The 15,221-nt window shown below is 48.2% G+C and carries 16 protein-coding genes; 12 read left to right on the top strand and 4 right to left on the bottom strand.

What is annotated here, in order from left to right:
- Positions 1 to 134: 134 nt before the first annotated feature.
- Together LGL98_RS15330 and LGL98_RS15325 are read right to left on the bottom strand one after the other, a co-directional pair.
- A complete protein-coding gene (locus LGL98_RS15330; protein ID WP_065520914.1) occupies positions 135 to 1,148 on the bottom strand; it encodes a phage integrase in 1,014 nt (337 codons plus the stop codon).
- A gap of 115 nt (positions 1,149 to 1,263) precedes the next feature.
- Positions 1,264 to 1,563 carry a helix-turn-helix domain-containing protein gene (locus LGL98_RS15325; RefSeq protein WP_004213095.1) on the bottom strand — a complete coding sequence of 100 codons (300 nt, stop codon included), beginning with the start codon at positions 1,561 to 1,563 and terminating at the stop codon, positions 1,264 to 1,266.
- A gap of 120 nt (positions 1,564 to 1,683) precedes the next feature.
- Here LGL98_RS15325 and LGL98_RS15320 point away from each other — a divergent pair, with 120 nt between their 5' ends.
- The 10 genes from LGL98_RS15320 (at position 1,684) to LGL98_RS15280 (ending at position 9,543) form a co-directional block, all read left to right on the top strand.
- On the top strand, positions 1,684 to 1,962 hold the full coding sequence (locus tag LGL98_RS15320) for a regulatory phage cox family protein (RefSeq protein ID WP_020806130.1): 279 nt from the start codon (positions 1,684 to 1,686) through the stop codon (positions 1,960 to 1,962).
- 20 nt (positions 1,963 to 1,982) lie between these two features.
- The gene (locus LGL98_RS15315; RefSeq protein ID WP_023328080.1) at positions 1,983 to 2,201 is read left to right on the top strand and encodes a hypothetical protein; all 219 of its coding nucleotides are present in this window, start codon (positions 1,983 to 1,985) and stop codon (positions 2,199 to 2,201) included.
- Between the two features lie 15 nt (positions 2,202 to 2,216).
- Positions 2,217 to 2,594 carry a hypothetical protein gene (locus LGL98_RS15310; RefSeq protein WP_009486498.1) on the top strand — a complete coding sequence of 126 codons (378 nt, stop codon included), beginning with the start codon at positions 2,217 to 2,219 and terminating at the stop codon, positions 2,592 to 2,594.
- Between the two features lie 15 nt (positions 2,595 to 2,609).
- Complete coding sequence (locus LGL98_RS15305) at positions 2,610 to 2,873, top strand: hypothetical protein (RefSeq protein ID WP_065810863.1); 264 nt, start codon at positions 2,610 to 2,612, stop codon at positions 2,871 to 2,873.
- A gap of 77 nt (positions 2,874 to 2,950) precedes the next feature.
- A complete protein-coding gene (locus LGL98_RS15300) occupies positions 2,951 to 3,175 on the top strand; it encodes a hypothetical protein (protein ID WP_117059463.1) in 225 nt (74 codons plus the stop codon).
- 8 nt (positions 3,176 to 3,183) lie between these two features.
- Positions 3,184 to 3,738 (top strand): 3'-5' exonuclease, encoded by a 555-nt coding sequence (locus tag LGL98_RS15295; protein WP_224997406.1) that lies wholly within the window; start codon positions 3,184 to 3,186, stop codon positions 3,736 to 3,738.
- An 8-nt stretch (positions 3,739 to 3,746) separates the two neighbouring features.
- Complete coding sequence (locus LGL98_RS26410; RefSeq protein WP_004131528.1) at positions 3,747 to 3,974, top strand: ParE family toxin-like protein; 228 nt, start codon at positions 3,747 to 3,749, stop codon at positions 3,972 to 3,974.
- Entirely contained in the window at positions 3,971 to 4,927 is a 957-nt protein-coding gene (locus tag LGL98_RS15290; RefSeq protein ID WP_136035056.1) for a DNA adenine methylase, read from the top strand. Before LGL98_RS26410 ends, LGL98_RS15290 begins: the two co-directional genes overlap by 4 nt.
- Positions 4,928 to 4,944: 17 nt before the next feature.
- A complete protein-coding gene (locus tag LGL98_RS15285) occupies positions 4,945 to 6,948 on the top strand; it encodes a replication endonuclease (protein ID WP_136035055.1) in 2,004 nt (667 codons plus the stop codon).
- A 525-nt stretch (positions 6,949 to 7,473) separates the two neighbouring features.
- Positions 7,474 to 9,543, top strand: coding sequence for a P-loop ATPase, Sll1717 family (locus LGL98_RS15280; protein WP_116962648.1), 2,070 nt, complete (start codon positions 7,474 to 7,476; stop codon positions 9,541 to 9,543).
- A gap of 855 nt (positions 9,544 to 10,398) precedes the next feature.
- Here the strand turns inward: LGL98_RS15280 and LGL98_RS15275 are convergent.
- Positions 10,399 to 11,460, bottom strand: coding sequence for a phage portal protein (locus tag LGL98_RS15275; protein ID WP_064175402.1), 1,062 nt, complete (start codon positions 11,458 to 11,460; stop codon positions 10,399 to 10,401).
- On the bottom strand, positions 11,454 to 13,181 hold the full coding sequence (locus LGL98_RS15270; protein ID WP_048290466.1) for a terminase large subunit domain-containing protein: 1,728 nt from the start codon (positions 13,179 to 13,181) through the stop codon (positions 11,454 to 11,456). The genes LGL98_RS15275 and LGL98_RS15270 overlap by 7 nt, the downstream gene beginning before the upstream one ends.
- Positions 13,182 to 13,337: 156 nt before the next feature.
- Between LGL98_RS15270 and LGL98_RS15265 the strand changes: the two genes are divergently transcribed.
- Together LGL98_RS15265 and LGL98_RS15260 are read left to right on the top strand one after the other, a co-directional pair.
- Entirely contained in the window at positions 13,338 to 14,177 is an 840-nt protein-coding gene (locus LGL98_RS15265) for a GPO family capsid scaffolding protein (protein ID WP_040181436.1), read from the top strand.
- Between the two features lie 9 nt (positions 14,178 to 14,186).
- Complete coding sequence (locus tag LGL98_RS15260; protein WP_023328071.1) at positions 14,187 to 15,221, top strand: phage major capsid protein, P2 family; 1,035 nt, start codon at positions 14,187 to 14,189, stop codon at positions 15,219 to 15,221.

Genomic DNA, 15,221 nt, shown 5'->3' with positions numbered 1-15,221 from the left:
TCTTACTGGGGAATACTTGTCCACGCGGTGGGAAAAAAGCCCCGTCGGGTGCGTTAGCCATCCCAGATATAACGGCTTTCAACGGTGCAATGCGGGATTGCGCGGCACGCAAGACCGTTGAAAGCCATAACACATTACCCATCTGTGGACATTATGTGGACATTTCGCACATCAGCGCCACCTCGCAGCGGGTTAAGTGAGATCGCGTCCTGAAGGTATTCCGGCGCAAAATGAGCGTAGGCCATAGTTTGCTCAATTCGCGCATGCCCAAGGATCCTCTGTAACGTAATGATGCTTCCCCCATTAATCATAAAGTGCGTCGCGAAACTGTGGCGTAGTGCATGCGTCGCCTGGCCGGTCGGAAGATCAGGTTTTACTTCCCTGAGTATCTGCCTGAAGTCAGAATAAGACGCCTTACCAAATAACAACCCTCGCTTACCATCAGCTATGAGTTTTGCCACTTCCGCTGAAACAGGAACAGTCCGCTGCTTGTTACTCTTGGTTTTAACGAACGTCACACGGTTCTGTATGATGTGTTCCGCCTTGAGTCGAGCCGCTTCGCCCCAGCGAGCACCAGTACTTAAACAGAGAACAGCTATCTTCTTGTTGTCACCATCCAGTTTAAAGAGCAAGTGTTTGATTTCGTCCTCTGTCAGATAGCCAGTTTCGGGGACATCTTCTTTCAACTTCTTCCGCCCTCTGATCGGATGTTCACCTGAAAACAACTCGGCCTCGATAAGAGCTGTGAACATACCACTGATGCTGTTGAGATCACGGTTAATGGTGGAAGCTTTGATGCCCTGGCTTCTTCTTGCCGCGTAATACTGACTAATCAGCGCTTTTGTAATCTGAAAAGCACAAGGATCGTCGGTAATCCTGCAAAAAATATCTAACTTGTTGCGGTTTATCCGACCGTGCTCCTCATGCTTGCCTTTCAAATTCCACCAAAGCTGTATCAGTTCAGACAGATGCCGCTTATCCGTCGGTTTTGATAACCATTCTTTGGTGTGGTGGTTGAACTGGATATGCTTCTCGAAAGCTACCGCTTCACTTTTCTTATCAAACTTCCTGCGGATACGCTTTCCATTGCGACCAGCAGGCCTGATGTCCACTTCATATCGACCATCATCGAGTTTCTTAATAGTCATAAGAAAACCCTCCGATGGGTGCGTTTGCCTTTCGGCCTCAACGCGTTGCAATTATGTGATGAATACTTTTCGACCAATAATAGACATTTGAAATGTATGTAGGACTGGTTAATTGTTAACCAGTCTTTTGGTCTGAGTGCTGCGAGGTTGTTAAGTCTTGCCCAAAGTGTGCGAGGGCCGGTGCGATTTGACCGGCTTCAGGCGAAACCTGATCGGTCATAAACCACAGTGTGTATTTCACGAATCTAGGGTGTTGGAAGATTTTCATGATTGGTTCAAGGCTCGCACTTTTTGTACCAGCCTCATAGCCAGAAAGTGTGCTGTAAATTACTCCTGTTAACTCGCTGAATTGCCTACGATTAAGCCGTTCTGACTCCCTGATAAGCTTCAACTTCTCTGAAATAGGGATTGACATAAAAACCTCTTTGGGAAAATATTACGCGTATGGATAATAAATTTTCATTTGAGTAAGTCTCTTAACGGGCAATTAAAACCCATTAAGAGCAATTAATTACCTTAAAGGAGAATGTAACAGATGAGCAAACAGCTTGTAAGTAGCACGGATGCTGTGCCTTATCAGGAGTTCGCCAGACTCATCGGGAAAACCCCTGCAGCGGTGAAGGGCATGATCGAAAAAGGGAAGCTTCCTGTAATCGAGATGACCGATCCCCAGTCAACTTCTGGCCGTGCGGGCGAGTACTGGGTTTACCTTCCAGCCTGGAACAACGGCATGAAACTGGCCTACGAAAGTCGTCCGAAGGAGATCAGGGAAGGGTGGTTGATGTGGCTTGGTCTCGGTGAGCCAGGTCGATAGCCGGTTTCAGGAGAGGAAACATGAAGAACGGTAGCCGCGGATCAGTATCACAGCTCAATAGCAAAACCAGCCTCTACTGTGGTTTTACTATTCTGAAACTCCCACGCAAAAAACCGTACAGCCGCCAGCGCTATCAAATTACGCACACAGGCCATTATTACGGCATCGACTTTGCTTTATCAGAAGCATGTCGAACGATTGACAGAATCATGAGTAAAAAGCACTTCATTGCTTTTTAATCTCTGGGGGCGAAAATGAAACTCGAATATGCAGAAAAAATTAACTCGCTTTTACAATGCTTCCATTTCAATAAAGAGTTTCTGGAATGGAATCATGATTACTCTCTCCAGCTTTTACGCCACGGCGTATCCCACCTCTATCATTTCGCGATGCTTCAAGGCGAGAATGATGAATGCACTCTTGAAGAACTCCGCAACATCATTATTTCCGTCACCGATGGTGATATCCCTAAACCATACGACCTGCTATCTCTGGACGCTGAGCAACTGAAGAAGGCTATGAAGTTTGTTCAGCCGCAGGAGGTAACCGTAGAGGTTACACCGGAGATCCTGGAACACCTGAAACTGGGAGCTAGAGCCTCCTGGCGGCTGGAGCCCCCTCGCTTTAACTGATCATCGGAGTACGCCATGTTCACCGAAGAAAAAACATCCTTTGAACAGGAAATGCTGATTCGAGAAGCAGTGGAAAGTGCCGAGCAGGGGTTCACTGTACATCTAAAAAATGGCGCTCGTATCACCATTAGTTCAAAAAGCCCGTCTAAAGATTTAATAATTTACGGGCTCGAAAAAGCAATTCGCGGTAATCACGATCGCGCGCGAATGACCTTTATTGATTTCATGTATTACTGGCATGAAAGGATATTCAAGCAGATTAAAAGAAAATCGCGCTAAAACAATTAATTAACCCGTTTCAAAAATAACGGCATTTACTTTGCCGGGGATACGTTTTGCCTTTTTCAGGAGGTTGCATGTCGGTTGCGTCAATAAAGCCGGAAGGCGGAATAAGCGATCCAGAGTTTATGGGAATCAGCACCAATGCGCGCAAAGGCGAGCGCGCCCACTTACTCGGATTGCTGCGCATCCGTATGGGCCTGCTGAAAGAGCAAGGCCTTACCCCCGAAGAGATTTATTCAGCACTTGAGCAGTGGATAGCCAACCACGAAACAATCACCAGCGAGGGCAGTAGACCATGAATCACGTAATGATCGATTTGATTAACGTTAGTAAGAAACCGTCATCACATCTGTGTGCCATTGAAGCTGTGTTTTTTGAACCCTCAACAGGGCAGATCGGAAAGGTTTTTTATTCTTCGATAGACATTCGTAAATCTGAAAGCTTGAAGGGCCGTATCAGCATTAGTACGGCATTCGATTGGATGAAAAAAGACTCTCACTGGCGCGCCGAAGTAATGAGCGCAACCGAAGCTGAAGAAGATGCACTTTGCAGCCTTGCTGCTTTCATCGCCGACAATACCTGTCCCCGGAACGCGGCGTTATTCGTATGGTTCAAAGATGCCCCGGAAAAACTGGTTTCACTTCGTTATGCCGTGGATCGCTTAGAGGTGTCAGGCATTTTCCCTGAAGGCACAAAATACCGCTGCATTCGTTCACTTCTCGACCTTGCTGCTGCCACAGACTATGCGCCTCATGCGAGAAGCGCCCTGGCATGTTACACGCTCACTGACGCGCGATATCAAGCGGAGCAAGTCTGCGAAATCTGGCAGCGCTTAACCTCCCCACACATTGGATCGCTGTGAGGGCCGCCATGCATTCGCATTTATCTGTGGTTTGTAACGCGCCGTTGCCGGTTTGTAAGAGGGCGCTTGCCGCCCTGAATTGCTTTGCTCGTGGACAGCGTAATTACACCCGCGTCAAGCCACACGCCTATCTCGTGATCCGCATTGGCCTCCGTTGGCGTTTGCTCAGCAAAAACGGTGGTAAGCAGTGGCGACTGATGACCCATGAAACCTATAACCAGGAATGCCGCAAATGATTAAATCACCTCTTAAGTGGGCTGGCGGTAAAACCCGCGTGTTGCCGGAGCTGCTGAAGCACTTACCTAAAGCTGATTGCTTGATTGAGCCCTTTGTAGGCAGTGGCACAGTCTTTATGAATACGGAATACCGCCGCTATGTGCTTTGTGACAGCAATCGCGCATTGATCAATTTCTTCCTCGCGCTCAGGGAAGACCCTGAAAGATTGATACTGATCGCCAGGAACGTATTCAGAAATGGCGATAACGAAGATAGCTATTACGAAGAGCGCAAGTTGTTCAACCACCTGTCGTGGGATGACGAGTGTGCAGATGATTACGTTGTACGGTGGGCTGCATCATTTTTATACCTGAACCGCCACTGCTTTAACGGGCTTTATCGCACCAACAGGGATGGCGGTTTCAATGTTCCATTTGGCAGCTATAAGGCGCCTTATTTTCCAGAAGCAGAAATGCGCCTATTTGCCGAAAAGGCGCGGGATACTCACGCGCTCTTTCTTTGTAATGATTTTCGTACTTCCATTCCGTACGTCGCCAGGAATCGCCTGGACTCCGTGATTTACTGCGATCCACCGTACATCCCGACTAGCAAAACAGCCAATTTTACCGCTTACGGCAAGCCATTTACCCTGGATGATCACCGCGCTTTGGTTACGGCGTTGCTGGACGTTAATCGCCAGCATGGAACGCGATCTGCCATCTCGAATAGCGACACACCAGAAACACGCCAGATCTACTCCGCTTTCAATCTCCACGCCTTCAGAGTTCGACGTTCCGTTAGCGCCAAAACCCGCGATATGGCCGGTGAAGTGATTGGCGTTCTTCGCGTGTGTGGTGGTTGCGGTCGTTCTGGTGGTGGCGGTTGTCCGGACTGTGGGGCGGTGATGGGTGATGCGACATATGCCGAAATGTTTGGCGTGCCGGCTTGTTGTGGCGTATCCCAGGCAAAATAAGATAACGACGGTGAGCTATGCCTGATTCCACAGCCCTGGCATGGAGCTGGAATGCCCAACGGCGGGCTATTAATCCAAGCAACGCCGAAGAGTCTGCAATTGAGTATCTCACCCCAAAAGGCGAGCGTAAGGCACTTGCCTATAGCGATCTTGTTGATGTTGTTTATCGGGTACCGTTGCGCCCTCGTGATGGGGAGGCGCGCAGGGCATTTGATCGCACAAGACTGGAGCGTCATCTGCGGCGCCGCGTCCAGGCTCTCCCTGCGTTTATCCGCAAGCGTTTTTCAATGCACCTGGAAACTCTGGACCGTAGGAACCAGAAAGAGGCTGTACGCTGGTTATTCAATACGTTTGAGCGCCATGTATTGCGTCGAGTTGATGCGGTAAACGCACAATATCTGCCACAAGGTAATCTGCCTGCAATTCTCTTTCCGCTACGTAATGATTTTCATCTGCTGCCATGGGCAGATAAAAAGCGCCTGAAAAGACTGGCGTATAAGCTCGCGAACCTGATGAAAAGCGAGTTTATGCGCGAGTTTGATTTTCGGTACGAGAAAACGGCAGATGTGGAGTTTTCCACGATCTACGCTTACGGCGCCATTGCCAGTAAAGCGACCTCACTCAACATTGCAATCCCTGGTTGGAAACAGTATTGCGATGAAGTACTGACAGCAGAAGATGCATTACGTGTCATTGCTAGACTTCAAAAGGAAAAGTGGTGGCTAGGTAAGCTCCGCAAAATCCATGACCGCTGGCGCGAGCACCTCCTGATCGCCACTAGCTACGTCAGCAAAGTGGCATCACCCTATTGCTCTGAGCCTTGCTTCAGGGAGTGGATAGCACAAAAAAAAGCCAACTTTGAATACCTTCAGGCGATGGAGCTGGAAGACCAGGACACTGGGGAGCGTACCTCCTTGCTCGATAAGGTCATGGGCAGTGTTTCCAACCCGAAGATCGCCCGTCATGAATTGATGGTGCGCATGCGCGGTTTTGAGGATATGGCTAACGAGATGGGACTGGTTGGCATGTTCTACACGTTGACCGCACCGTCACGTTATCACGCCACACATGTGCATTCCGGCAAGCGCAACGATAAATACTGCAATGCCAGCCCACGCAAAACTCAAAAGTACCTTTGCAACGTCTGGTCACGTGTACGCGCCAAATGGGGAAGGGAAGGCATCCGCACATTTGGTTTCCGTGTAGCCGAACCACACCACGACGGAACGCCGCACTGGCACCTGCTGTTATTTCTCCGCCCGGAAGAGGTGGAGCTTGCCACTGATATTTTTCATGAGTACGCCCTCCAGGTGGATGGAAGCGAACCCGGCGCGGCTCAGTATCGTTTTACTGCCAAACCAATTGATGAAGAGTTTGGATCGGCAACGGGATACATCGCAAAGTACATCTCAAAAAATATCGACGGTTATGGAATGGATGGCGAGTTTGATCACGAGTCAGGCAAACCCGTTAAAGAGATGGCAAAGCGCGTGCGGGCGTGGGCTTCACGCTGGAGTATTCGCCAGTTTCAACAGATTGGCGGCGCGCCTGTATCCACATGGCGCGAGCTAAGGCGCCTAGGAAGTCGTGAGCTTGTCTTGCACCCGGAACTTGAAGCTGCCCGTGCTGCTGCTGATGCGCCCGACTGGCCGGGATACGTCAACGCCCAGGGCGGCCCGTTTGTAACTCGCGATTGTTTGCGTGTTCGTCTCAATTACGAATACACCGAAAACGGCAATGATTATGGTGACACAGTCGCCAAAATCAGCGGCGTCTATTGTCCTTTTACGGTCAGTGAATCGGTCATTTATACCCGCACCAACGATTACAAAATCGTACCGAAGCATAAGCCATCGTCGGTCGAGAATTTGACCTTAGAAGGCCGCGACGCGGCCCCTTGGAGTTCTGTCAATAACTGTACGGAGTACAATGATTCGGCCGAAAAAAACATCAACAGAAAGGACAGAACTCCCGTGACATATCCTAGATTTAAGACGATATTCACGACAACAAAGACTTAAGGCCACGGACAGGATAAGGAATGACTCTCACGAAAGCTCAGCCCAAGCTTTTGCACGCAACACATGGAACCCGCAATGGACTATTAATGATGAGGCTGTATTGCTATGGGGCCAAAAGTTGCCACAGGAAAGCATACGAAGCTAACAAGCTATGCTGCTACGCAGCAATTGCGGGTTGCAGAGAACATTACATTGCCGCCTCGGCAATGTATCAGAAGCAGAAGCTGCATTGATTTGCAAAGAGTAATAAAAATTCCCACTAGATATTAAAAAAAAGGGACAAAATAGTACCAAAATACGTGAAATTGGGGCAGTAACCTAAGTCTGCGAAGAGATTACATACTGAAGCGAAGCAGTAATTGAAATAGAAAAGTGGTGTTACTTCACCATTAAACACATTGCCTTGCTTTGTGGAAATGTTACCTTATCAATTATCAGCCATGATTAAAAGTTACTTAGCTAACTAATTGATGTGTTGTTACAATAACATTGATACTAACCCTTAAAGCTTGGTAAGGATGATACATGAAAGGTAATGTGCTTGGCGATATTCGTGCTGAACATGATGAAAGAATGCTTGAAGCATCTTTTTGGCAAACCACTGACTACAAAGCTCTTTTAGAGTCATACGATAGGTGCATAGTAGTTGGTCGAAGAGGAACAGGTAAGAGCGCCTTAGTACATATGTTATCAAAGCACTGGAAGGCGAAGCCTAAGACTTATGTTATGACTATCAGTCCTATTGAAGAGCAAATTATTGGTCTTAGAGATGTTGTATCTCTTTTTGGTGAAAATTATTTACATATAAAAGCAGGAAGTAAATTAGCCTGGCGCTATGCAATTTATATGGAGATTTTATCCGAAATAGCGAATCATTATAAAATGAAAAATGATTTGGACTATAAAAGTGTTGAGAAACATTTGCTATCTTGGGGACCAAAAAAACAAAACATTAGTAGTAAGATAAGGAAAAAACTCTTATCAATTTTAGATATGGGTAAGGATGTAAAACCTTCGACAAGGATATCTGATTTATCTGATGAATTTGAATTAGATTTATTAGAAGAAGTTATTTCTGAAGCTATTGATAAATCTAAGAATCAATTTGTGATTTTTGCGGATAGGCTAGATGAAGGTTATACTCCCGATGATCTTGGCGTTGCGATTGTGGATGGCTTTATTCAATCTGTCATTGACATTAAACAAAATCTACAAGAAAAGGTGATAGCTTTTGCTTTTGTCCGAGATAATATTCATAGAGCAATATCTAAAATGGACCCTGACTTCACAAGAAATATCGAAGGTCAAATTTTAAGGTTACATTGGGATGAATATAATCTTTTTAATCTTGTATGTAATAGAATGCGAGTTGCTTTTGGTTCAACAATAGAGAACAACACGCGAGTCTGGAATGCATATACAGCTAATGAATTACAATCCAACACGGGATTTAAAGAAACATTAAAGTTAACCTTATATAGGCCTAGAGATATTTTGGTTTTACTGAATGACGCATTTTTAAGAGCTGCGACACATGCAAGATCAAAGATAGTAATAGAAGATATTAAAGCCACGGCAAATACTATATCTCAAAATAGATTGAACGATTTACTTAAAGAATACGAGAATGTTTTCCCAGCATTAGATATTTTCACTTCGTTATTTTCCAATAGTAAATCAGATTTTAGTATTTCAGAAGCATCAGAAGTTATAAATCAGGCATTTGAAATTAAGGAGATTAATAATAAATTAAAATTGCAAGATCTTCTTTTGTTTGAAGATCCAGTCCAAGTAATAAAAAGATTGTATAGTGTTGGTTTCTTTGGTTTATATAATCAACAATCGTCATCATTCATTTTTTGCCATGATGGTAAAGAACCTGATAAGGATTTTACTTCTAGCTCAAGATTGTTGATTCATCCATGTTATTGGTTGGCGCTTGGTGTTCATGAATCAGAGATAACCTCTGATGCAGCAGATGACATTCATGACGAATACGACATAGAGGTTAGTTCTGTCGCCGTTGAGCAACGAAAACAGAGAATAGGTTCAATGATTCAAGAGCTAAATAATATTCCTGAAGGGATGGAAGGTGCTGTCGATTTTGAAGCGTGGGCATTAAAAGCTATTAAGATCCTTTTTGCGACTAATTTAACAAATATTGAGTTGCATCCTAATAAAAATGGCCTCCAGCAAAGAGATATCATTGCCACTAACCTGGCAGAGTCTACAGTGTGGAATAGAATATTAACTGACTATGGTTCACGTCAAGTTATCTTTGAAATAAAAAACTATAAAGACTTAGGTGCCACAGAGTATAGGCAAGTAAACTCTTATCTCTATAAGCATTATGGGCGATTGGCTTTTATAATTAATAGAGATCATACTGAAAACTTGGAAAAACATAAAGAGTTAATGTGGGTTAAGGAGCTTTATGATAACAATGATAAACTAGTTATTAAATTACCATCTAAGTTTCTGGAGAGGCATTTGTCAAAAATGCGGAGCCCTCAGAAACATGATGAAGTAAACAAGCAGCTTAGTAAATTACTCGATCAGTATATACGTGTGTATTTAAATAACAAATGCAAATGAAATTTTATTTAAGCGACTGGTTTTTTCAAGAGGGCTTTTGGTAATTAAGAAGTGCATTGTAAAATTACTTGGATTGAAAGAATTATATTAAGCAACCCTGTATGGCGGGGTTGCTTAACTCTTTAAAAATTTTCTAATATGAGTAAGCATAATATTGGTTAGCCCTATAGCAATTATCATTGTGTGGTCGCTTTTATTTTTCAAATTAAAACTCGGTAGATTTTTATTCCTAATAAATCAGTCGCTTGCTTTTACGTTATATCTATGGAAGTTCAGAGTCGCCTATATCCTATATCCTATATCCTATATGGTGCATCTTTATTGAAGTAGTATTCATCACTTCATCTGGGAACGAATGTTATCTGAGGTGTTCCGTTCATACAACTCATCAGGATAGTCGGTATTAAGTACTCTTTCGTAACAGTAAGTTATCAAGAATTCTTTTATTATAGTCTATGTTAATTTCCTAATGTTACTTTTGAATAGTTGCACAATGGCGCACAAATTTGCACTTTTTTCTGATGGACTGTATTACCGTAATGCACAAGCACAATGTGGACTACGCTCTGTTTCATTCAAACACAGATATTGTGAGAATTGCTGCGCGCAGGTGACGGGGGGCAAGCCCCCGCAAACGGGTCAGGGTAGGGAAGGCGGGAGAATACGCAATTTGACGGTTTCTGCGTCACGGTGAGCGGTCGTTTTGGTTGGAGGCATGCCTTTTGCTGGGAAAAAGCAGCGACGCGCAGAGGGGCGCTGATGCGGGATTTTTTCAGCAGAAAAGATGAGGCCAGCGAAAACGCTGGCCTGTTATAAGTGGCTGATGTTGTTTAAAGAAACTGAGTTTTCTGGCGGTTATTTCTCAGCGGTAAGCAATGCGTAAGGGTTAAAGCGGATCACTTCTTCTCCGATCCACTCATTGACCACCTTCAGCGCCTCCATTACGGGCGTCAGCTCGTTGATAGCGTAGACCCGGGCGGCTTTCTCGATATCCCCAAATGAGCCGTTTCCCTCTGGCATGGCGCCCATCAGCTGCGGCGGGATACGGTGCGCTGCGAGTATGTCGTCACGTGTGGCGTTCTTAATGTTGATAAACTCATCTTTCGCCGTGATCTGCTGGAAGGGGAGGATTTGCACGCCGTCTTTGCCGCCGCCTGGCGCATGCAGCAGCAGGTTTTTAAATGCGCCTTTCCCACGCGCACCGGTCAACGTCTCTTTGACTGCCTTCATGCTTTTATCATCAACCTGTCCAGCGCCAATATAGACAATACATCCAGCATGCGATCCGTTGTCGTAGTACAACTTACGGAACATGTCAGCGGAGTGGGCCAGGCTGGCGGCCAGCAGTGCTGCCATATATTCCGGCATACCGTAGACCTCCTGATTAATATCAGGGTTCAGAACGTGACAAACCGTTCCTGATTTGAACGTGTGCTCTTCTTTCCAGCGCCGGATAAACCAGTATTGATCGAGATCTGTGCTCCCACGCCGGGTGTACTTCGCCAGAGAGTGTTTGAAGGGTAGCGGGCCGCCCAGGCGATTACGCGGCAATTCGAGATAGGCATTGCCAAAAGTGAACCAGTCCAGCGCAAACGCGGAAAAGGTCTGGCGATTGAGCAGCTTGTGCGGGATAAAACAGCCGGTGAGCACATTTCGTTTGAAATACAACGCCGACTCATGCCAGGCGCTCTGACGTGGAGCTTTAGCCAGCCCGTAAAAATCCACTGGCGTCTCATAGTATCGCCCGTTGTCCATGCAATAGAGATTGTCCAGCAAATCGGCCATATCCCGCACGGGATAAGGGCCGTCAAAGCTGAACGCTGTCAACGCGGGGTCGGCCTTCAGTGACTCCACAATGTCAGGGCCGGCGGTGCTGGCTATCGGCTTTTTACCGTATTTCTTTTTCAAAGTTACCATCCCATTGCGAAACCACCGCCGCCACTTTCCTGGCCCAACGGTTCATTAATAATCGAAAGCATGGTTGCCCAAGCCATATCACCATGGCTTACGCCGCGCGATCGGTCCGTTTCGTAAGTGATGAAACCGCCGGGCGTAACAACTTTGCGAACAGCGTTAAAGGCTCTGACCAGGCCCTGCTCGCTGCGGTCATATTCCCAGCGGCCGGCGCGGATGACCTGCAACATTTTGAGGACAAGGGCGCGCTTGGAAGAGAGGCTCATCTGGTAGCAAATAGCGGCTGGGAACCAGTTTTTAACAATCTGCCAGACCGCCTCCCCGACGCCTTGCCCGTCAATGGCGATGTGAGTGACGTTGTAGCGCTCGGCAGCCTCTTTGATGACCGCCGCCTGCTGTTCAAACTCAAGCCCTCGCAGTTGCTTCAATTCAACCGTTCGAAACCGGCCGCCAGCCACAAGTGGAGGGACCGTCACGGATAGAGCACCGGCATCACCATTGCCGCTGCCGCCGTTGGCGTCGTAGCCCAGCCACACCTCACGTTGCCCCATAGGGCGACTGGCGAACGGTTTCCAGTCGGGCCAGTCGTCATACCCGTCAGCGCCGCACCCCAGTAACTGGCTAAGATTGAACGCGCTTTCGCCGTCTTTGACGAACTCGCACATGTACAGGTTTTCAAATTCATCGGGGCTGTTTTCGTCCCGGATTTCATCAATGTCGGTGTAGTCCCAGCCGTTGTTGATAGCGTCCTGAATAGTGACGATCTGCCGCCACGTTTTATCCGGGTAAAGCACGCCGCTATGGGTTTTCTTCCATGAAACGTCAAAGTCAACGCGCTGCGCTTTAGGCCGTTTCGCATTCCATCGATCGCCGGTCCAGAACTGATAGGCTTCATGGCTTTCGCTGGATGGCGTGGAGAAGTACGTGCGTGTTAAGCCTTTGAGCGTTGCCATGGCGCCGGCAACTTTGCGCAGGTTGATAAAGTTTCCTGTCCAGAAAAACTCATCAAATCGCAGGTGGCCGGTGTACGACTGCGCCGTCGCCGCCGACGTCCCGAGAAAATGCAGCTCCGCGCCGTTTGACAACGTGATTTGCTCACCGCCTTTAAGTTCGACGTCCACCTCTTCAGCCGCTTTACGGATGAAGTTGCGGAACTGGAGCGCCTGCTTGCGGGACGCCGACAGAAAAATTTGGTTGCGCTGATAGTCGTGCTTAACGTCCGTTCTCAGTGCGCCCAGTAATGCCTCGCGGGCAAAGTACCAGGTTGCACCGATCTGCCGCGATTTGAGGATCATCCGGTTACGCTGATCGCGCTGTTCGTACCAGCCGCGCTGGTGCCATGCGAGAGAGTCGAGAATTTTTGAGCGCAATGCATCGATCTGCTCCTCGGAGAAGTGATTTTTCTTCTTGCGACGACTGGTTTTTTTAACGCCGGTGGTAGTGGTGGTCTGCCCGGTATCCAGCCTTTTCAACTGCCGGGTTAACAGATCAATCTCTTTGAAATCGCCACTGGTTTTATTGTCCTTCGCACTCAGCTGGCATAGACGGGTATCAATGGATTGCGTTACCCGTTTGATAGGCGTTGTGTCGTCCCACTCGTCACGTTTTTTCCAGGAATAAACCGTGTTTGAGTTGATACCCATGAGTCGCGAAATTTCGGCGGGCGGGTAACCCTGCCAGTAGAGCTGCTTTGCCCTTAATCGAATAAACGCATCCTGAATCATCACTTCCCCCTTTTGAGCAGGGAGATTACCTGCGCGCGATCCCCGCGGCTCGGGCTTTCAGGTCTGGCCGTTCTCCGACAACAAAACCGCGTGGCGCCGGGCTTTCAGGCTCTGCGATGATGCAGCGACTGACATTAATCAACAGGATAAAACGACATGGCCAGCACGACTAAACCCGCCCGCAAAAAGTTTCGCGTTGCGGTTTCCGGCGCCACCGTTGACGGGCGCGAGATCCAGCCGCAGCACCTCCGCGATGCGGCGGCGAGCTACAACCCGGCCGTTTACGGCGCCCGCGTGAACGTGGAGCACTATCTCTCCATGCTTCCTGACAGCAATTTTGGCGCCATGGGGGATGTTGTTGCTTTAAGCGCGGAGGATATCACCGAAGGGCCGCTGGCCGGTCGTACGGCGCTCTATGCCGAGATCGACGCTTCGGCACGAATGAAGCAGCTCACCGATGAAGGAAAAAAAATCTATTCCAGTATTGAGCTGCATCCGCAGTTTGCCCTTAACGGTAAGGCGTATGTGGTCGGCCTGGCGATGACGGACACCCCGGCAAGTCTGGGGACTGAGCGCCTTAAATTTGCTGCGCAGCAGCGCGCGCAGGTGATGGCCTTCAATAACCAGCAGATCGAGGCGCCGCTGTTCTCTGATGCGCTTGAAGCTGAAGTGATCGAACTGGCCGCTCATCGCAGCGAGGAGGGCGTCAACTGGTTCAACCGCGTGATGGGCATCCTTGGTAAAGGCCAGAAAACCGACGATCAGCGGTTCAGTCAGTTGCATCAGGTTGTTGAAGCCGTTGCTCAATCTCAGGCAGACCAGATTGACCGGTTCAGTGCCCTGGAACAGGACCGCCAACAGGATAAAGCCACCATTCAGCAACTGACCAGCGAACTTAACGAGCTGCGCGGTCAGCTTCAGCTCCAGCCCGCAGAAAATTACAGCGCACGACCGGCGGCAACCGGCAACAGCAGCGTGCAGCTTGCAGACTTCTAAGAGGTAACCATGGAAAACCAGACCCGCGAACTATTTGATAAGTACATTGTGCGCCAGGCACATCTGAACGGTGTCTCACCCTCAGCCGTTGCCAATCGTTTCAGCGTCGATCCGACTATCCAGCAAAAACTGGAACAGGCCGCCATGGAGTCGGATGACTTCATGAAGCTGGTTAACCACTTTGGGGTTAAAGAGCAGGAAGGGCAGAAAGTAAAAATTGGCAGTAAGGGACCGATGGCGAGCACCAATAACAGCTCGGACGGCACCAACCGCCGTAACCCTGCACCGAACCATAACAAAGAGCCGCAGAACTACCACTGCCGCAAAACCAACTATGACTATGCGCTTTCGTATGCGGAGCTGGACGCGTGGGCCGGTCACCCTGAATTTCAGTCATTAATCAGTAATGCGATGGCCCGTCAGCTGGGGCTGGATCGCCAGATGATTGGCTTTAATGGCACGCATTACTCTGAAAACTCCGACCGCACGACCTATCCGTTATTGCAGGATTGCGGCGTTGGCTGGCTGCAAAAGATCCGCAATGAGGCGCCGCAGCGCATTATGCCAGGTATCACGCTGACTTCCCGTGATGAGAATAACGCGGTAATTGCGTCAGGCACCTACGGCAATATTGATGCCGCCGTGCTCGATGCACGCCACAGCCTTATGGATCCCTGGTTCCGCCGCGCTCCCGGTCTGGTGACTGTGCTCTCGTCCGATCTGCTGCTGAAAGTGAACCTGCCGAAAGTGAACGCGCTCAGCCAGACCAATCCGAATACCGAACTACTGGCCGCGCAGCTCATTGTCAGCCAGGAAAAGATCGGCGGCCTGCCGACGGTCTTTGTCCCGGGCATTCCTGAAGATGTCGTGCTCATCACCAACCTGAAAAACCTCTCTGTGTACTACCAGAAAGGCTCCCTGCGTCGCTCTATCCGGGAAGAGCCGCAATACAACCGCGTGGCGACTTACCAGTCCAGCAATGATGACTATGTCATTGAAGAGTACGGCATGATTGCCATGATCGACGGCGTGACATTCGCCTGA

The organism is Klebsiella africana, assembly GCF_020526085.1.
GTDB classification, from domain to species: domain Bacteria; phylum Pseudomonadota; class Gammaproteobacteria; order Enterobacterales; family Enterobacteriaceae; genus Klebsiella; species Klebsiella africana.
This window is presented reverse-complemented; position numbering and strand designations above follow the sequence as displayed.